The sequence below is a fragment of the Alistipes sp. HGB5 genome, assembly GCF_000183485.2.
GTDB lineage: Bacteria > Bacteroidota > Bacteroidia > Bacteroidales > Rikenellaceae > Alistipes > Alistipes finegoldii.
In genome coordinates, this window is the sequence record NZ_AENZ01000033.1 from 1 (window position 1) to 21,919 (window position 21,919).

Sequence of the window (21,919 nt, forward strand, 5' to 3'; positions counted from 1 at the left end):
TCGGCCGGGAGAAAAAAGCGCCGAAAAAAAGCGCCGGAAAAAATCGGCCGGGAGAAAACCGGCGGTTCGGAAACGGGCACAAAAAAAGGAAACACGGAATCGGACTGCTGTCCGGGTTCCAGAGTTTCCTCACCAACCTAAAACTACTAACCTAAATGAACCTTAAAACTTCACTGCAAAGATAAGGCGAAAAAAGATTCCGTGCAAGTTTTTATTAAAATATTTTTATAATTTTTTTGTCGTATAAATAGAGCAACACGTTAATAACCAAACACATAGCAAATACAGAAAAATATTTACAGCCCGCAATATTTTTTTTCAGACTCCACGCAGTATTTACCGGAAACGCGCGTTTATACATAGTGACACCCTATTGAAGGGCTGCCGCTGATGGAAGACGGGAATAAATCACTACCTTTGCGCAATGAACAAAGCGGTAGGCATTATACAACATACCGGAAACCGGAACTACGGAACGAAGGCACAACGGCAAAGATATTGCGTCGTGCCGTATGCGGCCGTACCGGTAAGGCATCCTAAAAACATGTTACTGTAATGACTGTATCGTTGATCATCTCCACTTACAATTGGCCCAGAGCCCTCTATCTGTGCCTCGACAGCGTGATGCAGCAGACTGTCATGCCTTCGGAAATCATCATCGCCGACGACGGTTCGGGCATCGCCACACGCGACGTAGTCCGCCACTTCGAAGCGGTTTCGCCCGTACCGGTACGCCATATCTGGCACGAGGACGACGGATTCCGGCTGGCGGAAATCCGCAACAAGGCCATTGCGGCCAGCCGCGGCGAGTATGTCATCCAGATCGACGGCGACCTGATCCTGCAGCGTCATTTCATTCAGGACCACATGATTTTCGCGCAGCCCGGCTGCTTCGTCACCGGATCGCGCGGCATCATTACCGAGATGCTCACCAATCAGGTGCTGCGGGGCGAGATCACCTCGCTGACCCCGCTGATGAAGGGCGTCCGCAACAGCAACAACGTCGTCCGGATTCCGCTGATGGCCTATCTCTACCGGACGCTGGGTCCCTCCCGTTTCGTCAAGGGGTGCAACATGGCCTTCTGGCGCAGCGACCTGATCCGCGTAAACGGCTACGACGAAGAGTTCCGCGGCTGGGGCGGAGAAGATTCGGAACTGGCAACCCGGCTCAACAACAGCGGCGTGAGACAGCGGTGCATGAAATTCCGCGGCATCGTCTTCCACCTCTACCACGGCAAATGCGACCGCGACCGGCAGTCCGCCAACGAGGAACGCTACAAACAAAGTCTCTCCGAACACCGCACCCGCTGCCGGTGCGGACTCGACCGGCACCTGTCCGCATCGGAGCGGATCGTATATACCGACGCCGAGACTGCCGTCCCCGCAGGCGCAGGCAGCTGACCGAATCCCGACAATTTTCAGATTTCATATGCTTGTTTCAGTTATCACCCCCGTCTATAATACAGCGCAATACCTCGATGAATGTATCGGGAGCATTCTCTCGCAGAGCATGACCGATTTCGAGTTGCTGCTCATCGACGACGGATCGACCGACGGTTCGGGAGCAATCTGCGACCGTTACGCTGAAAAGGACAAACGCATCCGCGTATTCCACATCCCCAACGGCGGTGTCAGCGCAGCCCGAAATCTCGGACTGGACAACGCACGGGGCGAATTCGTGGTCTTCGTGGACTCCGACGACCGGATCACTCCGGATCACCTCCGGCAGCTCGCCGACAGCGATATCGGAGAGGACGGAGTCGCCTTCACGAACCTGTTCGAAGAGCGTCCCGCAAGCGGCAGGTATCCCCACGGACACACCCGGATTTATGCGATACCGGATTGCCGGATCACGGGCGGCCGGGAAGCCTGCATGCCCGTACTGGCGCAGCTGCTGCGCAGGCACTGCCTCGGCTGGACCTGCAACAAAATGTTCTCGCGCGCCACGATCGAACGCCATGGCCTGCGTTTCGACCGCAGCATCCGATACGCCGAAGACGAGATATTCACGGCCCAGTACTGCGCCCATATCACCCACCTCGTCAGCAACAGCAACCCCACATACCATTACCGGTACGTCCCCACGAGTCTGCTGCGCGGAAAGATAGACCCGATGATGCTGATGCGCATACGCCGCTACATCCACGAACAGTACAAGTCGCTGGGCTACTGCGACGAGATACTCTACCTCACGACCCGGACGCAGTTTTCGCGCCTGCGCCGCGAACTGCGCAGGACCAAAGGCTGGAACGCAGAGCTGGCCAACGAGTTGGCGCAGGGCATACTGGACAACTGGAAGTTCTACCGCGCCTACGTCCGTTCGGAATTCCGCAAAGGATTCTACGACACGAAAGCCCTGTGGATCGCCCGGCTGAGCTGCATGATAAACTCCCGGCTATGGGTCAAGCTGGTCATCAAGGGACTGCACATATAACATATAACATATAACATATAACATATAACATATACAAACGGCAAACGCCGCATCCCTCGGATGCGGCGTTTCGTTTTTCGCACGCAATCAGCGGCGGAACATCTCCAGCAGCGGATAGTAGCGCATCTGACGGCGAAGCTTCCACTTCCGGATCAGATTCAGGGGTTTGCGCTTCAGTCCCGCATGTCCGCGGGCGATATAGTCGTCAACGGCGTCCAGCACGCGCGCCGAACAGCGGCAGTCGCGGTGCGGCTCGTGGTGCATCGTATAGGCGCGAATCTCGCGCATCAGCTCTTCGGGCCGGGAGAGCGCCCGCTCCAGCGCCGGACCGACCTTTTCGGGACGGTCCACGTCGATCAGATGGGGGCCGGGATGCGAATTGCGGAAGGTTACGACGGGTTTGTCGAGGAACATGAACTCCAGAATGATCGACGAACTGTCACACAACATCGCGTCGGCTCGCTGCAGGAGCGGCATCTTATCGGGTCCCTCGAAAAAGGTCACGTTGTCGTTTTCGGCGGCGATCCGCTTGTATCCGGCGATGATATCGGGATCGGTCAGCTTCGGATGGAAGGTGATGATCCAGTCCCACGGCTTGGTTTTGGCCAGCAGCTCGATCTCCTTCATCAGATGGGGCGCAGAACATACATTGCGCGTAAAGGTCGGCGGATAGAGAATGACGGGCCGGTCGTTGCGGGGCCTGAGCTGCGTTTCGGGTGAAAAATAGGTGTCGGCTTTGGGCCAGCCGGTCTCGTAGACCCGGAAAAACCCGTATTGCCGCTCCAGCTCCTTGAAATAAGGCGTACTGCTGGGACCTTGCGTGCAGTAGATGTCGAACCAGCCGCGCACGGTGAAATGGTCGTCGATCGCCTCGATGCGTTTCTGAATGGCATAACCGTGGAAAAGCGCCACCTTCACGCCCGGAAAGAAATCCGGAATGTAGTTGCCCGGCGCGAAAACCGCGACGGGATTGTAATCGACGGCTTCGCGGATCGTTTTCAGATGCACTTCGCCCTCCTCCAGCGCAACCGGACAATCCGCTTCGATAAACCACGCCGCAGAATCGCCGCGGCGGCGGATTTCATGCTCCAGCGGCCGCAGGATCGAGTAGGCATAAGGCAGGGTAACGAACAAAAGGTACTTTTTAGGTTCCATCGGTCATATGGTTTTTAGATATCCTCAAGCTATGTAATTCTTCACCGCTTCGGCAATCCGCTCGCCGTCGAGAGCCGCCGAGATGATGCCGCCGGCATATCCGGCGCCTTCACCCGCCGGGAAAAGCCCGGCCGTTTCGGGGTGCATCAGCGTCGCAGGATCGCGCGGAATGCGCACGGGCGAAGAGGTCCGCGACTCCACGCCGACCACGACGGCTTCGTTGGTGACGAAGCCGCGCATCCGGCGGCCGAAGGTCGCAAGTCCCTGCCGCAGTCCCTGCGCGATGAATCCGGGCATCCACCGGTCGAGCCGCGAAGGGACGATCCCCGGAATATAGGAAGTTCTGGCAAGCGACGCGCTCGCACGCCCCGCGACGAAATCGGCGACGCGCTGCGCCGGAGCGATCTGACGGTCACCGCCGTACCGCCGCGCCAGCTCCTCGAACTGCTGCTGGAATTTCAGCCCGGCCAGCTCGCCCCATTCGGCGCGCAGGTGTTCGAAATCCGCCGGCCGCACTTCGGTCACCAGCCCCGAATTGGCATAGGGCGACGTGCGGCCGCTGGGCGACATGCCGTTTACCACCGACTGGGCGGCATCGGTCATGGCGGGAACGATGAATCCGCCGGGGCACATGCAGAACGAATAGACGCCGCGGCCGTTCTCCTGACTCACGAGCGAATAGGCCGCCGCAGGAAGGTATTCGCCGCGGGTTTCGCAATGATACTGGATCGAGTCGATCAGCGCCTGCGGATGTTCGATACGCACACCCATGGCGAAAGCCTTGGCTTCAAGGCGCACGCCTTCCCGGTGCAGCAGTTCGTAAATATCACGGGCCGAATGTCCCGTAGCCAGCACCACGGCCGCACCTTCGACGAGCGTCGCGCCGCACCATACGCCCCGCACCCGGCCGCCTTTGATTTCGAGGTCCGTCACCCGGCTGTTGAAAACGAACCCGCCGCCGGCATCGAGGATCGTCTGCCGGATGCGCTGCATGATACGCGGCAGTTTGTCGGTACCGATATGCGGATGGGCCTCGTAAAGGATTTCGGGCGTCGCGCCGTGGAAGACGAGCGTCTGCAGCGCCTTGTTATAGTCGCCGCGCTTCTTGCTGCGCGTAAAGAGCTTCCCGTCGGAGAAGGTCCCCGCACCGCCTTCGCCGAAAGCGTAGTTAGAATCGGGATCGACGTCGCCGTTGCGGTTGATCTGCGCGATATCGACCTTGCGGGCCGAGACGTCGCGGCCCCGCTCCAGAATCACGGGCCGCAGGCCCAGCTCGATCAGCCGCAAAGCGGCGAAAAGGCCCGCCGGACCCGACCCGACGATCACCACTTCGGTCCTCCCCGCGACCGACGGATAGTCGAAATGCACGGGCGCGGGTCGGGGTTCGCGGTCTGCATATACCTCCAGCGACAGGTTCACCTTGGGCTGCCGCTGCCGGGCGTCGATCGACCGTTTGACGACCCGCACCAAAGCGATATCCTGCTCCGGCATGCCCAAACGCCGTGCGGCGAGCGACGTGTAATACTTCGCATCGGCAGCCTGCCGGGGTGTCAGGACGAGTGTGATATTCTGCGGCATAATCGGGTAAAATTATCTACAAAAGTAAATAAAAAAGCCTTATAATCCCCGCCCCGGATTGCGATTTGTGAATTTTTATATACCTTTGCACATACCGAGCGGATATGGTGTAATTGGTAGCCACGTCAGACTTAGGATCTGATGCCTTACGGCGTGGGGGTTCGAGTCCCTTTATCCGCACAAAGGAGCCTTTTTCCGAGGCTCCTTTTTTGTTGCCCGTCCGGCGCAAAAAGAGGAAAATCGACTGTATATCATCATTTTGCAAAGGCTTCGACCGATTCCCCGAACCGAAAACGAAAAGACCGCCCGAAGACATTGGGGCTGCCCGAATTGTTCGGACAGCCCCTCTCTTCATTCATAAGTTGCGTCACTTCATCCCGACGGATGATCTTTCTTCCAGATAAAGCGTCATATACGTCAGTAACTTGTCGGCGTCTATGCAGCAGCCCGGCTCCCGCCGCCGGATACAGCGAAAAGCCTTGTCGATCGAATCCCAGAGCATCAGGCTGAATCGGTTCGCCTCGGCGGGAACCATGTACTTGGTCTGTACTGTCGGAAGCCACAGCGAAAATTCGACGCTGGCCGACTGCGGAAACAGTTCCAGCAACTCGTCCGATTCATGACGGTAGTCGAGAAACGTATTCTCGCACATCCCGAATTTGGGCCGGATGACCGTTTCATAGATTTTGGCGTGGGTTCTGCGATGATCGTATCGGTCGAAAACCCACCGATCGATCTTTTTGACGCTTACGACACGATAGTAACGCTAGGGACTCTCGTTCTCCTTTTTCATAACCACTGAAGTTTTAAGCAGGACGACATTATCCTTATCCTATTTTACGCATTTCGGCATACGTGAGATTCACCCTATAGTCCTGAAATTTGGAGCGTTTCGCCAATCGGCAATAACGGTGACAGACGGCGAGGGGCCGCCATAGCGTAAAACGCCGATGATCCGCACCCGGTTCGAGCATGACATCCCCGTAGTTCAGTATTTCGCAAAGTCGTACAGACATGGTCGAAAAGCCGTTTTTTTCGTTTGCGCGGCAAAGGTCCGGAATCCGGAAAAGCTTTCCAAGCCGATATGGAACGCTTCCACACCAATATTCGGGACGAACATGAAAAAGCCGCCCGGCCTTGCTGCGGGCAGCTTTCTGTTTTTTGGATGCAAAGGCACGGAATGTATGGGTGCGACGGGCACAGAAACCGCCGGCCGGAAACCACACCCAGCGGCCAACCGGTCGTCAGGGAATCTCCGCCGGCCAATTGCAAAAGGGAAACCTATCCGGACGCGGCGGTCCGACCGGTGGACCATGCGCCATATCAGCACGGAGCGCAACGCACTGCTGCGCCAGAAACAGCTCACGGGACTAGCCGACTTTTTCGCCGACGAGGAGTTCAGCCCCGGCGACGCCGACGAAGAAGCGGCTGAAAACGGACCGCAACCGCCGTCTTACTCCGGAATAGCGATCTGCTGCACGGGCTGCTCCCGGTTCCGGTCCAGCGGATGGGACTGGTAGGCCGTTTTCCCGAAGTCGATCCCCGCGAGGTCGATACAGCGGATCGTATTGTTGTAGGCGGTCTTGTAATAGATCCGGCGGTTGGTCAGGTCGATAGCCGAGGTCCACTGCGTGGCGCTCGGAATGTCCGGACACTCGCCTTCGGGATGTTCGATACCGATGGGAATGTCGAAATTGTTGAGCAGGTGGAGGCATTGCTGTACGGTCTCGAACCCGGTGGCGCGCTGCGGAGCCGTGGCGCGGTAGAAGGCGGCCCTCACGAAGCGCGACGGCGGCGTAGCGTCGCCCGGAAGGCCGAGAAACCCCGAATTGCCGCCCGTAGGCCGCAGCGTTACGCCGTCCAGCCGGCGGACGGGGGCGTCGCCCGGATAGAGGTTCACGTAATTGTTCAGGTTGGTGAGCTGCCACTCGAAACCGGGGGCGTTGGTGAGCACGCCGACCTCGTTTTCGTAAAAATGCGGCACTCCGCCTACGATTTCCAGCACGACCTGCCGTCCGGACGGCTCTCCGATGCGCCAGTGTACGACCGACGTCTTTTCCAACGCGACGATGCGCACGCCTCCGACGGCGGCTTTGACCTCATCGACGGTCGAAAATTGCGTCAGCGCCCACGTCACGAATTGCAGATCGGCGAGCGTGCGGTCGTTCTGCGCCGGTTCGTAGGGTTCATACCCTCCGTATTGCGGAAAGAAGAAGAGTCCGGCCGACAGCCCCGCTTCGTTGATCCCCTCGGCGATGAACTCCTTCTGCACCACGGACAGCCCCACGACGCCGTATTTGGCCGTGAAGGTCATGCCGTCGGCTCCCAAGGGTGTAAAGGAGCGGAGCCGCTGACCGCGCGGGATGACGACGTATTCGCTCTGCAAAACGCCGCGGGCCCACTCGATGGTGCGCGACTGCACATAACTGCCATCAGCAGCCGTGAGCGCGATGCCCGTGCAGGCGACCGCCTGAAAGGAACTGCCGCAGACAGCGGCCATACCCAGCAACAAATTCCTTGTTTTCATAATCGTCCGGTTTACGGTGAATACCTTTGCACCCGCCCCAAATTCCGTGCAAATTCCCGTCGGAGACGATATCCGGCAGCGGGCCGCCCTATGGTATGACCTTTGCACGCGGAACAAAAAAAGAATTCGAATTATGAAACGACCTGCATACGACAAGGAAGCTCTGCGGGAAAACAAGGGCGGAATGCAAGTGGGACAGCCTTCCGCCGATCCGCAGCAGACTCAGGAAACCACGCGCACCCAGATCACGCCGGACGACATTTCCGACGACGGCCCCATCGCCCCCGCATCCGCAAACGGAACTCCCTCCCGGCAGCAGATCGAACAGGACGTCGTGGCGGTCAACCCCTCGGTAGACAGCATGGAGAGCCGGGGCTAAGCCCAGAAGCCGGGCAACGCCGCCGGGATTCACCGCACACAGACCAGCCGGACGTCGCCGGACACAAAAAAAACACACCGCAAAAGCGGTGTGTTTCAGTTTCCGGCCGACGGACAAGTCTCAGAAATTGCACCCCGTGTCCCACCACAGGCGGGTGCCGCCGTGATCGGGACCTCCAAGCTCTTTCAGAAGCATTTCGTATTGTTCGGGGTCCGAGGTTTCGAGCGTCGCGGGATAGGGCAGGCGGCGGATCATCGTCTCGGTATCGATGCTCTGGCCCTTGCTATGGTTGAAGCGCACCGGAAACAGACGCGGATAACCCGTCCGCCGCTGCTCGGCCCAAGCTTCGCAGCCTTCGGGATACATGGCGATCCACTTTTGGGTGATGATCCGTTCGAGTTTGATCTCGGCGGCCGCCGACTCGTCCCAGCGGGGCGACACGCGGCACCGGGCCGCAATATCGTTCTCCGGGGCGATCGGGTCACGGTAATCGGCCGCGGAAGCGTCGTTTTCCAGATACTGCTCCGCACCCGACACCTGCCATTGGGCAAACGATATGGAGACACCGGCGCGGTAGCACGTTCCGGCGTCTTCATCGGTCCATCCCCGCAAGGCGGCTTCGGCGCGCAGAAACCACACTTCGGCCGCAGACATCAGCACGACTTCGGTCGTCGGCTCGACAGTGAGCCGCGAAAAGGCGGCGTAATAGTTATGCGAAAAGGCGGTTCCCTGACGGATGCCGTGATATTGCCCTTTCAACGGAACGGAAACGGATTCCCCGCCGTCGTCCGTAATAACGAGATCGTCGGCGCAGGGTTCGAAAAATTTCGCGATACGCGGATCGCCGAACCCGGTCAGCACGGACTCCATCGAGGCGTTCATGACGGCTTCGTTCCAGCTCCGGTTGATCGCGCCGAGCGGATTCGAGTAGATTCCCGAAGTCTTGACCGCCGCATTGTTCGTATTGACCTCGATCACCCCGTATGGGTCGGCGGCCGCCTTCCGGAACTCCGCGCGGGCCTTCTCCGGCGCGACTGACGCAAGACGCACGGCCAGACGCATGCGCAGGGAGTTGGCGAAGCGGAGCCATGCGGCATAGCTGCCGTCGAGCAGCAGGTCGAATTTCGCAAATTCGCCGGCCGTCGGACGCTCCGCGACATAATCCGACAAGATTTCCGAAGCTTGATCCAGATCGTCGAAAAAGCGCATGTAGACCTCCCGTTGGCCGTCGGGCACGTACTCGGCGCCCTGCGCGCCGAAACGGGTATAAATCACCGGACCGTAATAGTCGGTCACCCGCTGCATGGCCAGCACCTTGAGTATCTTCGCAATGGCATAGAAGGGCGGCATCAGCTCAGCGGCGGTCTGCTCCAGCCGGTAGATTTCGGGCATCACATAGGAGTAGGTGAACTGCCACATGGCGCTGTTCCAGCCGTCCTGCAGGTTATAGTCGGAGTTGTGGCTCCCGCCCTGCAGGGGTTTCGGGTCGTGCATGTAGCCCGAAAACATGTCCGCATTGAGATTCTGCGTGAGCTGGAAAGGCCAGTTCTTGCCCTTGCCGAAATCGTAATTGAAATAGACCCCCTGCTGGATAATGCCCAGACGGTATCCCAAACCGTTGTTGTCGGCTTCCAGCTCGCCGTCCGTAATGCCGGAGAGGTCGTCGTTTATGTCGCGGAAATTACCCGTGCACGCGCCGAAAAGCAGCGCACAAAGTCCCGCGAAAAGATATGTATGCCGGCATTTCATGCTTAAAATTCCAGTTTGATATTAAATCCTATGTTGCGCACGGTGGGCATGCCGTACACTTCGATTCCCTGATTGTCGTTGCCCGTCGAAAGGATGAGATCGGGATCGAACGGCGCGGCGTTGTAAATGAAGAAGAGGTTGCGCGCGACCAGCGACATGGTGACGCCGCTCAGCACCCGCGTGCGGCGGACCAGCTTCTGCGGCAGCGCATAGGAGACGGCCAATTCGCGCAGCCGGATATTCGTGGCGTCGTACATGTAATATTCCGTCACGCCGGCGCGTCCTCCGACCAGCTTGTAAAATCCTTTCACGTCGTCGATACGCCGCCCTTCGAGCGTCACGTAACCGCGGTCGCGGGCGTCGGCCGTTGCGGCCGAGACGCCGTAGGAGTCCATGTCGGCCATGGTCTGCGACAGCAGCCGGCCCCCGTAACGGCAGTCCAGCATCAGCGACAGCGACGCGCCCCTGTAAGAGAAGGTGTTGCTCCACGACAGCGCGAACACGGGATTCGCATTGCCTACCTTGACGGTATTGCCGTCGCCCGCGGTGCGGGGCAGGCCGGCGTAATCGCCTTCGGTTTCGTAAACGATATGCCCGTCGGCATCGCGCTCGAACGCCCGGCCGTAAATGTCGCCGATCGCCCCGCCCTCGACCAGTTTCATGGCGTAGGACGACGAGAAACTCGACGGACCGTAGGCATATTCGCGCAGTTCGTCGTGCAGTTTTATCACCCGGTTCCTGTTATGCGCGAAGTTCACGACCGACTGCCACGTCAGACCGCTGCCGTAAACCGGATAGGCGCTCAGCGACACCTCGACGCCCTCGTTCTCGATGTTGCCGGCATTTTCGTACCGGAAAGCATAGGCTTCGCCCGACAGGGCCGGCAGCTTGAAGAACTGGTTGTGGGTGTTGGTCTTGTAGTAAGTGGCGTTGATTCCCAGCCGGTCGCCGAAGAAACGCCATTCGAAACCCGCTTCGAGCGCATTGGTCATTTCGGGCTTGAGGTCGGTGCCCGGAGCCGCATCGGCGGCGTTGATGCCCCCGCCGGCCGTAATGTGGGCCTTCGGGTTGGTAATGAACATCGGAATGTCGTTGCCCACGCGGCTCCACGTCAGGCGCACCTTGGCGAACGACATCCATTCGGGCAGTTTGAACATCTTGCCGACGACCCACGACGCGCCGAACGAACAGTAGAAAAACCCGCTGCCCTCGTGCGAAGTGTAGGCCAGCGTCGAAGCCCAGTCGTTGCGCCCCGTGACTTCGAGGTTGAGACTCTCGGCGTATTTGACCGAAGCCGTGGCGAAGAGCGACTGTATCTGGCGGCGGGCGTCGATCTGCTCATCGACGTAGGCCGAGCTGTTCATGACGATATTGGCCACGTTGAATACATTGGGGTAATAGAGCGACGCGGTCTTCGAGTCGATGCGCAGCGAATTCACCGTGCGGTCGTTCAGGGAGACGCCGACCGTCGCGCTGAACGTCCAGTCGGGCGTGAACCGCCTGTCGAAGAGGGCCAGCGCCTCGCCGTTGAAAAGGGTCTCCGAATAACCGCTTTCGATGTAGCGGCCGTTGTTCCCGGCCAGCGCCGGAGCCGTCGAGGCGTAGAACCTCTGGCGGACCTTGTCGTCGATATGATCGACGTTGCCGCGGGCGCGGATGCGCAGCCAGCCGTTCACCTTCCAGTCGGCGGAGAGAGAGGCCATGACCCGGTTGCGCAGGCTCTTGCTGCGGATGCGGTTGGTGATCCAATAGGGATTCTGTTCGAAATCGTCGCTCGGAGCGATCCAGTTCTGCACGCCGAGTTTGCGGTCCGGGTCATAGACCTCGAAATGCTCGCGGTAGGGAGTCATATCGACGCCGCGCGGAAAACGGTAAAGCCCGACCAGCGGGTTCATGTAGAATCCGCCCGGCACCGGTTTGTCCTTCACGACCTGACGCATGAAGCTGATGTTGCCGTCGAGCTTGATCCGGTCCCGGAACAGCCCGGTTGTCGCCCGCAGGTTGAAGTTATGCCGCATCAGGCGGTTCGAGCCCGTGATTCCGCGCTCGGCGGTATTGGCGTAGGAGAAGTAGGTCTGCATCTACTCGGTGCCCGAAGAGACCGACAGCGAGTTCATCGCCGTAACGCGCCCGTCCGGAAAAAATCCCCGGCGTTGTCGTATGCCTTCATCACGGCGCGAGTTCCCCAGCTTTCGACGACGCCGCTCACCCCGTAACGGTTCTGGAAGTCCGGCAGGCGGAAAGGGCTCTGGAACGTAAGGTTCGAAGTGAAGGTCACGGGCTGCCGTTTCTCGGCGCTGCCCTTCTTGATCGTGATCAGGATCACGCCGTTGGCGGCCTGACTGCCGTACAGCGCGGCCGCCGGAGCACCCTTGAGGATCGAGACGCTCTCGATGTCCTCGGCATTGAGGTTCGAGATGCCGTCGCCGCCGTCGCGGTTGCCCGCATCGGCGACACCCCCGATGGCCGTATAGACCTGCTCAGGCGAGGAGTTGAGAATCGGCATGCCGTCGACCACGTACAGCGGCTGATTGTCGCTGGCCACCGAGCGGACGCCGCGGATGCTGATCTTGGAGGAGGCGCCCGCGCCCGAAGAGCTTTCGTTCACCTGCACGCCGGCCGACTTGCCCGCGAGCGAGAGAATCATGTTCGACGACTTGACGTTCGTGAGCTGCGTTCCCTTGATCTTGTCGGCCGAATAGGTCAGGTCGGCATAGTTGCGTTCCAGTCCCAGAGCCGTCACGATCACGTCGGCGATAACTTTCACGTCCTCCTCCAGCGTGATGTCCAACCCGGTGCGGTTTTCGGTCGGGACACTGCGGGGCACATAGCCCACGCACGAGACGTCGAGCACGGCGCCGGGAGCGACGCTGATGGAGAATTCACCTCCGGAGAGGGTCGCCACGCCGTTCGAAGTCCCGTGTTCCACGACGGTAACCCCGACAAGAGGCGCCCCCGTCTGGTCGGTAACGTGGCCCCGGACCACGAACTTCCGTTGCGCGGACTGCGCCCGGACTTCGAATCCGGAGAGCAGGCACAAACAGAACGTCAAGACCAGAGTGCGGAATAAAATCCGGCAACCGGGTCCCGGTAATTTTTCAGAGTAAGACGTATAAGGCATCACATTGCAGAAACAATCCGTCATAAAAATATAAAACTTTGGCATTATATCATAATAAATAGAACAAATCAGCCGAATCGTCGGTCAAAACAGCCCGGAACAACCTATCGGCGGCCGCTGCCGGAGACATTTCCGGAATAATGGTAGCCCGAACCGTAATCCGTATACGCACCGTCTCGGAAGAAACGGTATATTTGCACCATACAAACCTGAAAAATCATGTCGGGCAAGCAAAAAAGAGGCAAAATGATAATACTCTCAAGCATCCTGCTCGCGACGCTGGCCACCGCATTCGTCATCGTCCGTCTGCCGAGCTTCGGGCGTCTGCCCCAAGGCGAACGGCTCGAACGCATCCGGCAGTCGCCGAACTACCGCGACGGCCGGTTCCGCAATCAGGAAGCCGGTCCGATGATGACGGGCGACAAGAGCCGGTTGCGCGGCATATTGGAATTCCTCTTCCGCAAGCGCGAGGGACTCCGTCCCCACGATGCGGTGCCGGCGATCCGCACCGACCTGCGGGCGCTCGATCCCAAAAGCAACCTGCTGGTCTGGTTCGGGCACTCGTCCCAGCTGATTCAGGCCGAAGGGCGCCGGACGCTCGTCGATCCGGTTTTCCGCAACGCGGCGCCGCTCTCGATGCTCAACCGTCCGTTCAAAGGCACCGACATCTACCGCCCCGAAGAGATGCCCGACATCGACTACCTCATCGTCACGCACGACCACTGGGATCATCTCGACTACCGCACGGTCCGCGAGCTGAAAGAGCGCATCGGCACGGTCATCTGTCCGCTGGGCGTGGGCGAGCACTTCGAGTACTGGGGCTTCGACCCGGCGAAGATCGTCGAGCTGGACTGGCACGAACAACAGACGCTCGGCGACGGATTCACCGTCCGCTGTCTCCCCTCGCGCCACTTCTCCGGCCGCGGGCGGTCGTCCAATCAGACGTTGTGGGGATCGTTCCTGCTGCAAACGCCCGCGCGGAAAATCTACATGGGCGGCGACGGCGGATACGGATGTCATTTCGCCGAGATCGGAGAAGAGTTTCCGGACATAGACCTCGCCGTTCTCGAAAACGGCCAGTACGACGAAGCGTGGAAATACATCCACACGATGCCCGACCAACTGGCCAAAGCCGCAAAAGAGCTGGGTGCAAGGCGGATCATGACCGTCCACCACTCGAAATACGCCCTTGCCAAGCACCGCTGGGACGAGCCGCTGGCGACCGAGGCGGCATTGGCCGCGGACACCGCGCTGCACCTCCTGCGGCCCGAAATCGGCGAGGTGGTTCCGCTGGAAACTCCGCAACCGGAGCGTGCGCAGGCCGACGATCCGACGGGATTATAGCGCATCGGACAGGGGCGCTCCGGCTTCAACGGGACTATCCCGGTTCCGGCCGGCTTATTCCGCCGGAAGCCCGCGACCCGCACCGAAGCAACCCGCACTGAAGCAACCTACGGCGAAGCAAAGCGCCCCGCGCCGAAACATCTTCGCCGAAGCGATCTCTGCGGAAACATCTGCGCCGAAACATCTGCGGCGGCAGTGAGGCGCCGACCTACGGCCACGGAAACCCGCATCCGACACCCGCGGAAAAAACGGCCTTTACCACGCATACTCAGGACCTGAGCGCTCCGGCTCTGGTATGCAATTTGCTCCGGAGGGAGGAAAATCCATATGCTATGAACAATTTTTCCTCACTGATCGAAAATTCGAAGCGGGCCGTACGTTACTGGTGGCTGCTCCTGATCATCGGCATCGCCCTGTTCGTCGTGGGCATTCTGATATTCGTCTACCCCACCCAGAGCTATCTGGGCATGTCGCTCGTCTTCGGCTGGCTGATGCTCTTTTCGGGCATTCTCGAAGTCGTGCTTTCGTCGGCCAACAAACACTTCATCACGGGCCGCGGCTGGATGCTGGCCGGGGGCATCATCGAAATCATCCTCGGCATCATCCTGATCTTCAACGTCGCGCTTTCGGCCGCCACGCTGCCGATTTTCCTCGGTTTCTGGCTCATGCTGCGCGGATTCAGCGCCATCGGTCTGGGCGGCGACATGAACGCCATGGAGATTCCCGGATCGGGCTGGACCGTCTTCAGCGGCATCCTGCTGGTGCTCTGCTCGTTGTGGATTCTGTTCCAGCCGCTGGTATTCGGCACCACGGCCGTCGTGATCTGGGTCGGCATTTCGCTGCTCTTCGCCGGCATCGCCGCCTGTTCGCTTTCGATCCAGCTGCGGCGGGCGCACCAATGTCTCGGCAACCGCTGATATTTCCGTACGCCGTCAAGTCTGCCTCACCGTACAAGCCCCTCGCACCGAGGGGCTTTTTTTGTTCTCCGCCGCCGCACCGGGAACTCTGCCGTCCCCAAACAGCGACTGCCACACAAAAAAAAGTTCACACGGGAAGCCCCTCCTTAGAGGGGCTTCCCCTTTCCCACACCACGGCACACCAACCCCTCCCGGCGGCGAAACCGATGCAACCGGAAACGGCACAAGCCATAGGAACACAAGGCCGAACGGCGGGAGCGAACCGCGCATCACGCCGGTCAGGCGTGCGCGATCTCCGTCACGGCGTGTTCGAGAAATTCCTGCAGGACAAGCGCATGATTCTCAGCCGCATTTTTCGATGCGTACAGCAGCGTAACGGTCTCATTTCCGGCGATGCGGCGGACAAACTCCCGCACGGCCTGCGAGCCGCGCAGCTCTTCGAGATACCGGCGCCGGAACTCCGGCCAGCGGGTCTGCGGATCGGCGTGGTACCATGCGCGCAGTTCGGGGCTGGGCGTGATCTCCTTGGCCCACATGTCGTAATGCAGCGCATCCTTGCGCACGCCGCGCGGCCACAGTTTATCGACCAACACGCGGCAGCCGTCGTCCGGAGCGGCGGGTTCGTAAACGCGTTTGATTCGTATGCGTGTCATAAATTCGCTGCCAAAGGCGTAAAAAGTTCGATCAGATTTTCTTCGGGGTCCCTCAGATACACGACCCGCATTCCCCAGCCGGGTATGTCGGTCGGCCGGTTGACAAACTCCACGCCCCTTGCAGAGAGCGTTTCGAAGGCTTCGTCCACATTGTCGACTTCAAACGATACCATCATCTTATCCCTGCAGCCGGCCGGCAGCTCCTTGTCTGCGTTCCCGGCGACCGGCGCCATGAGGTCGGACGTAAATATCGCCAACCCCTCGATGCCTTCGGCCACCTTGAAACTGCCGTAACAGCCTTCGATATCGAAAGCCGTCTCCAAACCGAGTTTTTCGGTATAAAACCGGAAGCACTTTTCATAGTCCCTGACCAATAATCTCACATTGCTGAATTTCATAATCGTCCAATTAAAAAAAGAGATGCGCGAACGGGCCGTATCCCTTAAAATGAAGGGCGCCTCCCGGCGCCCTTCCCCATCAAAAATTAACCCTTAAAAATTATCCCCATTCCGAAAAACTTCCGAGAGGTAGTGGTGAAGGTAGTAAAGATCCGCATCACCCTGAATCACCTCCCGATGCAGAAGTTCTTCTTCATCGGAGATGCCGTCGTCCGAAACTTCGTTTTTGTCAATATCCTCCATAGGCATCTTGTAATTTTGCTTTGTACTAACTAAACGCCGCGCCTTTGGAAATATTGTGTGCCGGTCAGCACAAAATCATATTTTTTTCCTTGATCATCCGCCGCAGGTTGATAAGCGCATAGCGCATCCGGCCCAACGCGGTGTTTATACTCACGTCGGTCTGCTCGGCGATATCCTTGAAACTGAGACCGGCGAAATAACGCATCATCACCACCTCGCGCTGCTCGGCAGGGAGCAGTTCGACCAGAGCGCGCACGTCGCGCTCGATCTGTTCGCTGACCATGGCGTCCTCCACGTTCCGCTCGGCGAAACGCAGCGATCCCAATACATCGTATCCGGCTTCGGCTTCGGTGACGGCCTTGTTCTGCCGCTGGGCGCGGAAATAGTCGATCACCTGATTGTGCGCGATGCGCAGCACCCACGAGAGAAACTTCCCGTTGTCCGTATAGCGGCCGTCGTCGATTACACGCACGGCTTTGATAAATGTCTCTTGGAAGATATCTTCTGCAACATCGCGGTCCTTCACCATCATATTGATGTAGTCGCGCACACGGCGGCTATGGCGTTCGATGAGCTTGGATATGGCACTTTGGTCACCTGAGAGGTAGTGATTAAGCAATACCTGGTCACTTAATACTTGCACGTTCATACTCTTGTCTCCTAAATGTAGTTAAGAGTAGACTTTTCCCGATAGGCAATCCTTTTTAAGTTGTGTATGTCGATAATTTCATCGTTCGGGCTTTCGGAAACCCGGAGCTCCGGAGCCTTATCGGCGGCAAGATAAACACTTTTTTCCGAAAATCCAAATTTCTTTCTACTCCGGCGGGAATGTCCCGGCCTGTTTATTCGGATTGCAGAAACAGCAAAATCCGTGCCGGAACAGCACCGAAAGGCATTTTATTCGGAATCAGCGGTCAAGGCGAAACGGTCGAAGAGGCGGGTGAACCGGCACGCCGTTTTTCGCGGGAATCCACCCCGCCACCCGGCATCACTCCGCACGGCACGCCGCCTTGAGCGGCTCGACATGAATGGCGATCATCGTGCCTTCGCCGAACCGGGCGCGCAGGCGGCGTTCGATGTCCTCGGTCAGCTCGTGCGAGCGGCAGACGCTCATCGTGCCGTCCACGCGCACATGCACCTCGACGGCGATCGATGCGCCGATACGGCGCGTGCGCAGGTTGTGCGGCTCCCGCACTTCGGGATTCGCCGCAACGACACGCAGGATTTCCTCTTCCACATCCTCCGGAAGCGAACGTTCCAGAAGTTCGTCGAGTCCGGTGCGAATCAGGTCGAACGCGATCTTGAAAATGAAAACCGCCACGACGAGCGCCGCGATCGGGTCGGCGATGCGCCACTTATCGCCCAGAAAATAGGCGCACCCGATGCCGGCCAGCGTTCCCAGCGACGAAAGGGCGTCGCTGCGGTGATGCCATGCGTTGGCGATCATGCTCGGACTCGACACCCGGCGGCCTTCGCGCACCGTATAGCGGTAAAGAATCTCCTTGACGACGATGGAGACCGCGGCGGCCAGCAGCGCCACGGTGCCGGGACGGGGCAGCAGCCCTCCGTCCACAACGACGCGGATGGCACCGATGCTGTTCACCAGAATCCCCGTACCTACGGCAGCCAGCGCAAGGCTGATGATGATCGTGGCGAGCGTCTCGTATTTGCCGTGGCCGTAGTCGTGTCCCTCGTCCTTGGGTTTGGCCGAAATCTTGGCAAAGGCGATCACCACCACGTCGGTCGCCATGTCGGAGAACGAGTGTACGGCGTCGGCGACCATGGCGCCGCTTCGGCCCAGAATACCCGCCGCGAGTTTGATCCCGGCGAGCAGGAGATTGACCGCGAAACCGATAAAGGTCACGCGGTATATTTTCTTTTTGCGGATTTCAGCCTCACCGGACATAACGCACGTTTTTACGACAATGAACAAAAATAGTGAAATTTACGGAAACACAAGACCGGCGATCGCTTTTCCGGCCGGCTTCCCCCATCCCTAAGCGCGCCCCGCACGGCCGGCACCACCCGACACAACGGGCCGAAAAATCCCCGGCGGATATTCGCCGGGGATATTCCATATGATCGCGCGGCATCGCGCCCGCCGCAGACTAATAGCTGCGGGCGAACAGCACGCGGCGGTGCGACGGCTTGCCGGAGAAGACGCATACGCCCTCCTCGTCGGGCGCGTCGATCGGAATGCAGCGGATCGTGGCCTTCGTGGCCTCCTTGATCGCCACCTCGGTCTCGACCGTGCCGTCCCAGTGCGCGAGCAGGAAGCCGCCCTTGTCGTCGAGCACCTGCTTGAACTCCTCCCACGTATCGACCTTGGTAATCATCGACTCGCGGTAGTTGAGCGCCTTCCGGTAGATGTTCTCCTGAATTTCGGTCATCAGGCCCTCGATACGCTCCACGAGTCCCTCCTGCGAAACGGTCTGTTTTTCGAGCGTGTCGCGGCGGACGAGTTCGATCGTGCCGTTTTCCATGTCACGAGGTCCCATCGCCAGACGCACCGGAACGCCCTTGAGTTCGTATTCGGCGAACTTGAAGCCCGAACGCACGTTGTCGCGGTCGTCGATCTTCACGCTGATGCCTTTGGCCTTGAGCTGCGCGGCAATGGCCTCGAAGCGCGTGCGGATCTCGGCCAGCTGGTCGTCGCCCTTGTAGATGGGAATCATCACCACCTGAATCGGCGCCAGTTTCGGCGGCAGCACCAGACCGTTGTTGTCCGAATGCGCCATGATAAGCGCGCCCATCAGACGGGTCGAAACGCCCCACGAGGTAGCCCACACGTATTCGAGCTTGCCCTCCTTGTTGACGTACTGCACGTCGAACGCCTTGGCGAAATTCTGGCCGAGGAAGTGCGACGTGCCGCTCTGCAGCGCCTTGCCGTCCTGCATCAGCGCCTCGATCGTAAGCGTATCTTCAGCTCCGGCGAAACGCTCGTTGGGCGACTTGTGGCCCACCACCACCGGCAGCGACATCCACTCTTCGGCGAACCGTTGGTAGACATGAATCATCTTTTCGGCCTCCTCGACAGCCTCCTCGCGCGTGGCGTGCGCCGTGTGGCCCTCCTGCCACAGGAATTCGGCGGTGCGCAGGAACAGGCGCGTACGCATCTCCCAGCGCACGACGTTCGCCCACTGGTTGCACAAGATCGGCAGGTCGCGGTACGACTGAATCCAATTCTTATAGGTATTCCAGATGATCGTCTCCGAGGTCGGACGCACGATCAGCTCCTCTTCGAGCTTGGCGTCGGGATCGACGACAACGCCCTTGCCTTCGGGATCGTTCTTCAGACGGTAGTGCGTCACCACGGCGCACTCCTTGGCAAAGCCCTCGACGTGGTGGGCCTCTTTCGAGAAGAACGATTTGGGGATGAACAGCGGGAAATAGGCGTTCTGATGCCCCGTATCCTTAAACATCTTGTCCAGCGCATCGTGCATCTTCTCCCAGATGGCATAGCCATAGGGTTTGATGACCATACAACCGCGTACGGCCGAATTCTCGGCCAGCCCCGCCTTCACGACCAGATCGTTGTACCACTGCGAGTAGTTCTCGTCCGACTTGGTGAGGTCCTTGAGTTCCTTTGCCATATATCTTTATTTTTGATTTTGTTTCAGCCTGCAAATATAATAAAAAAACAAAGGTCCGTCACCGCGACGGACCTTTATATTGACGAAACGGCCGCATCAGAAACGGAAGCTGAGCGTCGCGGCCAGATAGTGACGCTTCAGAGAGGTGTCGTACAGACCGCTCCACGTCTCCATGTCGCCGCCGTTTTCGGGCCTGCTGAAGAAGAGCTGGTACTGCGTCTGCTTGTTGGTGACATACTGATAGGCCAGATCCAACGTCGTGTTGCGTCCGAGGTTCACGCCGGCGCCGGCCGAGAAATAGTAGCTCTCATAGGTCGTCGGCATGCTGGTATAGGCGTCGTTTACATAGAAATCCCGCTCCTTGAGCATCGAATCGGTATAACCGCCGCCCACGCGCAGGGCCAGAATCGGCAGCGGCTTGACCTCGACGCCCGCACGGATCGAGTTCGTGCCTTGGAAATTATGCTTGAACTCCGCCTTGTAGTCCTCTTCGGAGAAGTAGTTATACTGCGGAACGTTCTTCACGCGGATCCCGTTGTACCAGTCGCGCTCGTAATCGATCGACACGATGGCGAAGGTGCCGAACGTATACGAAGCGCCGAACATCAGGCGCGCCGGCGAGGTGAAATCCCAGCTGTTGCCGCCGCTGTTGTTGGCCCGTGGCGTGGCATTTCCCACCGTAGCCACCTTGTTGTCGGCATTATTCCTGATATCCGAAAAGATATCGGCCCGATAGGAATAGTCGAGCGAATAGTAGGTCGGCGTATGGAAAGCCACGCCGACACGCAGGCCGGTCAGGGGCCGTGCGGTGAAGCCCAACTTGAAATTCACGCCGCTGCCGTTCATCTCCATCTCCTGATAGAGATTCATCACGTCGAGCTGCTCGGCGAGCGCATTGCCGCTGCCGTCGTGTCCGATGCCGTCCGTATTGAAATAGCCGTATTCCTCCTGATAGGTCACGCCCAGTTTCTTATGTACGCTTTGAATGCCGATCGACGCGCCGAAGTAGAGGATATTGTTGATATTGCCGCCCATCGAAATCGTGAACTCGTTGATCGAACCCGAATTCACCACATCCATCGAATGCAGCACCGAAGCGTTGCGGCCGATACGCTCCACCGCCCAGATCGGGTCCTTCACCGTTCCATAGTTCCCCAGCATATAGGCGTCGTAGGCCAATATGGCCGGCCAGACATTGGGATTCCACGCATCGACGGGAACCGGTCCGTTCGGGCCTCCGCCCTCGGCCTCGCGGTCGGGCCTTACACCGAAATTATTCATCTGCTGCGAAAAGATATCGGCGATCGTCGGCATCAGTCGGTCGGGCCGGTCGGGATCGTAGCGCGATTCCGACGAAAACGAGTAGCGGCTGTTGAAATCCGCGATGCGGTTCATGCCGATACCGAGCGTCAGGCTGGTCAGGGAACTTCTCGAACTCTCGAAGACGTTCAGGGCGACGCCCACGTTGGCGAATGCGAACTGCGATTTGCTGTTTCCCTTCCACGAAGCCGTTCCCGCGGTCGACGCCTTCGCCATGGGCACGAGCGGCGTGAGCGAAATCTCGTTGCGGCGGTACATGCCCAGCCCCGCCGGGTTGAGCGACATCGACGACAAGTCGGCGCCCAGCGAGGTGAAAGCCCCGCCCATACCCATCACGCGGGCCGTGCCGAAAACGTGCGTCTGCGAAAGCTGCGCCAGATCGGTAGCCCACAACATGTCGTGGTTCAGCACCGAACCGCCGAATTCGAGACCCGTATTTTGCGCCTGCAAAGGCGCCGCAGCAACGAAGGCCGCGCACAATGCCACTATTTTCATGCTTTTCATAATT

General features: G+C 59.0%; 18 protein-coding genes, 1 tRNA gene and 1 pseudogene. 7 read left to right on the plus strand and 13 right to left on the minus strand.

The window, feature by feature from the left end:
• Positions 1 to 555 precede the first annotated feature (555 nt).
• Both HMPREF9720_RS05150 and HMPREF9720_RS05155 read left to right on the plus strand, forming a co-directional pair.
• Complete coding sequence (locus HMPREF9720_RS05150) at positions 556 to 1,401, plus strand: glycosyltransferase family 2 protein (RefSeq protein ID WP_009597245.1); 846 nt, start codon at positions 556 to 558, stop codon at positions 1,399 to 1,401.
• Positions 1,402 to 1,429: 28 nt separating this feature from the next.
• Positions 1,430 to 2,434, plus strand: coding sequence for a glycosyltransferase family 2 protein (locus HMPREF9720_RS05155; protein ID WP_009597207.1), 1,005 nt, complete (start codon positions 1,430 to 1,432; stop codon positions 2,432 to 2,434).
• An 87-nt stretch (positions 2,435 to 2,521) separates the two neighbouring features.
• On the opposite strand, the gene HMPREF9720_RS05160 is transcribed toward HMPREF9720_RS05155, so the two are convergent.
• Positions 2,522 to 3,589, minus strand: a complete 1,068-nt coding sequence (locus HMPREF9720_RS05160) for a CDP-glycerol glycerophosphotransferase family protein (RefSeq protein WP_009597178.1) — start codon at positions 3,587 to 3,589, stop codon at positions 2,522 to 2,524.
• Between the two features lie 24 nt (positions 3,590 to 3,613).
• A complete protein-coding gene (locus HMPREF9720_RS05165; RefSeq protein WP_009597189.1) occupies positions 3,614 to 5,167 on the minus strand; it encodes an NAD(P)/FAD-dependent oxidoreductase in 1,554 nt (517 codons plus the stop codon).
• A 98-nt stretch (positions 5,168 to 5,265) separates the two neighbouring features.
• Here HMPREF9720_RS05165 and HMPREF9720_RS05170 point away from each other — a divergent pair.
• Positions 5,266 to 5,347 (plus strand) — tRNA-Leu (locus tag HMPREF9720_RS05170).
• 187 nt (positions 5,348 to 5,534) lie between these two features.
• Here HMPREF9720_RS05170 and HMPREF9720_RS05175 read toward each other — a convergent pair.
• Positions 5,535 to 5,819: a hypothetical protein gene (locus HMPREF9720_RS05175; protein WP_014775535.1), complete on the minus strand. Its 285-nt coding sequence runs from the start codon at positions 5,817 to 5,819 to the stop codon at positions 5,535 to 5,537.
• Between the two features lie 801 nt (positions 5,820 to 6,620).
• Entirely contained in the window at positions 6,621 to 7,694 is a 1,074-nt protein-coding gene (locus HMPREF9720_RS05180; protein ID WP_009597176.1) for a linear amide C-N hydrolase, read from the minus strand.
• A 133-nt stretch (positions 7,695 to 7,827) separates the two neighbouring features.
• Here HMPREF9720_RS05180 and HMPREF9720_RS05185 point away from each other — a divergent pair, with 133 nt between their 5' ends.
• Positions 7,828 to 8,073, plus strand: a complete 246-nt coding sequence (locus tag HMPREF9720_RS05185) for a hypothetical protein (protein WP_022043826.1) — start codon at positions 7,828 to 7,830, stop codon at positions 8,071 to 8,073.
• Between the two features lie 120 nt (positions 8,074 to 8,193).
• Here HMPREF9720_RS05185 and HMPREF9720_RS05190 read toward each other — a convergent pair whose 3' ends face one another.
• Both HMPREF9720_RS05190 and HMPREF9720_RS05195 read right to left on the minus strand, forming a co-directional pair.
• The gene (locus tag HMPREF9720_RS05190; RefSeq protein WP_009597177.1) at positions 8,194 to 9,822 is read right to left on the minus strand and encodes a SusD/RagB family nutrient-binding outer membrane lipoprotein; all 1,629 of its coding nucleotides are present in this window, start codon (positions 9,820 to 9,822) and stop codon (positions 8,194 to 8,196) included.
• 2 nt (positions 9,823 to 9,824) lie between these two features.
• Positions 9,825 to 12,943 (minus strand): annotated as a pseudogene (locus HMPREF9720_RS05195) (SusC/RagA family TonB-linked outer membrane protein).
• Between the two features lie 219 nt (positions 12,944 to 13,162).
• Between HMPREF9720_RS05195 and HMPREF9720_RS05200 the strand changes: the two are divergent.
• Together HMPREF9720_RS05200 and HMPREF9720_RS05205 are read left to right on the plus strand one after the other, a co-directional pair.
• Positions 13,163 to 14,287, plus strand: coding sequence for an MBL fold metallo-hydrolase (locus HMPREF9720_RS05200; protein WP_009597190.1), 1,125 nt, complete (start codon positions 13,163 to 13,165; stop codon positions 14,285 to 14,287).
• Positions 14,288 to 14,619: 332 nt separating this feature from the next.
• Positions 14,620 to 15,204 carry an HdeD family acid-resistance protein gene (locus HMPREF9720_RS05205; protein WP_009597194.1) on the plus strand — a complete coding sequence of 195 codons (585 nt, stop codon included), beginning with the start codon at positions 14,620 to 14,622 and terminating at the stop codon, positions 15,202 to 15,204.
• A gap of 278 nt (positions 15,205 to 15,482) precedes the next feature.
• Here HMPREF9720_RS05205 and HMPREF9720_RS05210 read toward each other — a convergent pair whose 3' ends face one another.
• The 4 genes from HMPREF9720_RS05210 to HMPREF9720_RS05220 all read right to left on the minus strand — a co-directional run bounded on the left by HMPREF9720_RS05210 (position 15,483) and on the right by HMPREF9720_RS05220 (position 17,147).
• On the minus strand, positions 15,483 to 15,857 hold the full coding sequence (locus HMPREF9720_RS05210) for a DUF488 domain-containing protein (protein WP_009597188.1): 375 nt from the start codon (positions 15,855 to 15,857) through the stop codon (positions 15,483 to 15,485).
• Positions 15,854 to 16,255, minus strand: a complete 402-nt coding sequence (locus tag HMPREF9720_RS05215) for a VOC family protein (RefSeq protein WP_009597196.1) — start codon at positions 16,253 to 16,255, stop codon at positions 15,854 to 15,856. The genes HMPREF9720_RS05210 and HMPREF9720_RS05215 overlap by 4 nt, the downstream gene beginning before the upstream one ends.
• A gap of 93 nt (positions 16,256 to 16,348) precedes the next feature.
• A complete protein-coding gene (locus HMPREF9720_RS15615) occupies positions 16,349 to 16,498 on the minus strand; it encodes a hypothetical protein (RefSeq protein WP_022043830.1) in 150 nt (49 codons plus the stop codon).
• Positions 16,499 to 16,562: 64 nt separating this feature from the next.
• A complete protein-coding gene (locus HMPREF9720_RS05220) occupies positions 16,563 to 17,147 on the minus strand; it encodes an RNA polymerase sigma factor (RefSeq protein WP_009597243.1) in 585 nt (194 codons plus the stop codon).
• A 62-nt stretch (positions 17,148 to 17,209) separates the two neighbouring features.
• Between HMPREF9720_RS05220 and HMPREF9720_RS15380 the strand changes: the two genes are divergently transcribed.
• Positions 17,210 to 17,512, plus strand: coding sequence for a hypothetical protein (locus tag HMPREF9720_RS15380; RefSeq protein WP_139022463.1), 303 nt, complete (start codon positions 17,210 to 17,212; stop codon positions 17,510 to 17,512).
• On the opposite strand, the gene HMPREF9720_RS05225 is transcribed toward HMPREF9720_RS15380, so the two are convergent.
• The 3 genes from HMPREF9720_RS05225 to HMPREF9720_RS05235 form a co-directional block, all read right to left on the minus strand.
• Complete coding sequence (locus HMPREF9720_RS05225) at positions 17,487 to 18,404, minus strand: cation diffusion facilitator family transporter (protein WP_009597181.1); 918 nt, start codon at positions 18,402 to 18,404, stop codon at positions 17,487 to 17,489. The genes HMPREF9720_RS15380 and HMPREF9720_RS05225 overlap by 26 nt on opposite strands.
• A gap of 202 nt (positions 18,405 to 18,606) precedes the next feature.
• Positions 18,607 to 20,091, minus strand: coding sequence for a proline--tRNA ligase (gene proS / locus HMPREF9720_RS05230; protein WP_009597231.1), 1,485 nt, complete (start codon positions 20,089 to 20,091; stop codon positions 18,607 to 18,609).
• 96 nt (positions 20,092 to 20,187) lie between these two features.
• Positions 20,188 to 21,915 carry an OmpP1/FadL family transporter gene (locus HMPREF9720_RS05235; RefSeq protein ID WP_009597202.1) on the minus strand — a complete coding sequence of 576 codons (1,728 nt, stop codon included), beginning with the start codon at positions 21,913 to 21,915 and terminating at the stop codon, positions 20,188 to 20,190.
• Between the last annotated feature and the right edge of the window lie 4 nt (positions 21,916 to 21,919).

Bases quoted from the DNA above. Each gene is read 5' to 3' on its own strand.
- HMPREF9720_RS05150 (WP_009597245.1), top strand. From the start codon at position 556: ATGACTGTATCGTTGATCATCTCCACTTACAATTGGCCCAGAGCCCTC.
- HMPREF9720_RS05155 (WP_009597207.1), top strand. From the start codon at position 1,430: ATGCTTGTTTCAGTTATCACCCCCGTCTATAATACAGCGCAATACCTC.
- HMPREF9720_RS05160 (WP_009597178.1), bottom strand. From the start codon at position 3,589: ATGGAACCTAAAAAGTACCTTTTGTTCGTTACCCTGCCTTATGCCTAC.
- HMPREF9720_RS05165 (WP_009597189.1), bottom strand. From the start codon at position 5,167: ATGCCGCAGAATATCACACTCGTCCTGACACCCCGGCAGGCTGCCGAT.
- HMPREF9720_RS05175 (WP_014775535.1), bottom strand. From the start codon at position 5,819: ATGTGCGAGAATACGTTTCTCGACTACCGTCATGAATCGGACGAGTTG.
- HMPREF9720_RS05180 (WP_009597176.1), bottom strand. From the start codon at position 7,694: ATGAAAACAAGGAATTTGTTGCTGGGTATGGCCGCTGTCTGCGGCAGT.
- HMPREF9720_RS05185 (WP_022043826.1), top strand. From the start codon at position 7,828: ATGAAACGACCTGCATACGACAAGGAAGCTCTGCGGGAAAACAAGGGC.
- HMPREF9720_RS05190 (WP_009597177.1), bottom strand. From the start codon at position 9,822: ATGAAATGCCGGCATACATATCTTTTCGCGGGACTTTGTGCGCTGCTT.
- HMPREF9720_RS05200 (WP_009597190.1), top strand. From the start codon at position 13,163: ATGTCGGGCAAGCAAAAAAGAGGCAAAATGATAATACTCTCAAGCATC.
- HMPREF9720_RS05205 (WP_009597194.1), top strand. From the start codon at position 14,620: ATGAACAATTTTTCCTCACTGATCGAAAATTCGAAGCGGGCCGTACGT.
- HMPREF9720_RS05210 (WP_009597188.1), bottom strand. From the start codon at position 15,857: ATGACACGCATACGAATCAAACGCGTTTACGAACCCGCCGCTCCGGAC.
- HMPREF9720_RS05215 (WP_009597196.1), bottom strand. From the start codon at position 16,255: ATGAAATTCAGCAATGTGAGATTATTGGTCAGGGACTATGAAAAGTGC.
- HMPREF9720_RS15615 (WP_022043830.1), bottom strand. From the start codon at position 16,498: ATGGAGGATATTGACAAAAACGAAGTTTCGGACGACGGCATCTCCGAT.
- HMPREF9720_RS05220 (WP_009597243.1), bottom strand. From the start codon at position 17,147: ATGAACGTGCAAGTATTAAGTGACCAGGTATTGCTTAATCACTACCTC.
- HMPREF9720_RS05225 (WP_009597181.1), bottom strand. From the start codon at position 18,404: ATGTCCGGTGAGGCTGAAATCCGCAAAAAGAAAATATACCGCGTGACC.
- proS (WP_009597231.1), bottom strand. From the start codon at position 20,091: ATGGCAAAGGAACTCAAGGACCTCACCAAGTCGGACGAGAACTACTCG.
- HMPREF9720_RS05235 (WP_009597202.1), bottom strand. From the start codon at position 21,915: ATGAAAAGCATGAAAATAGTGGCATTGTGCGCGGCCTTCGTTGCTGCG.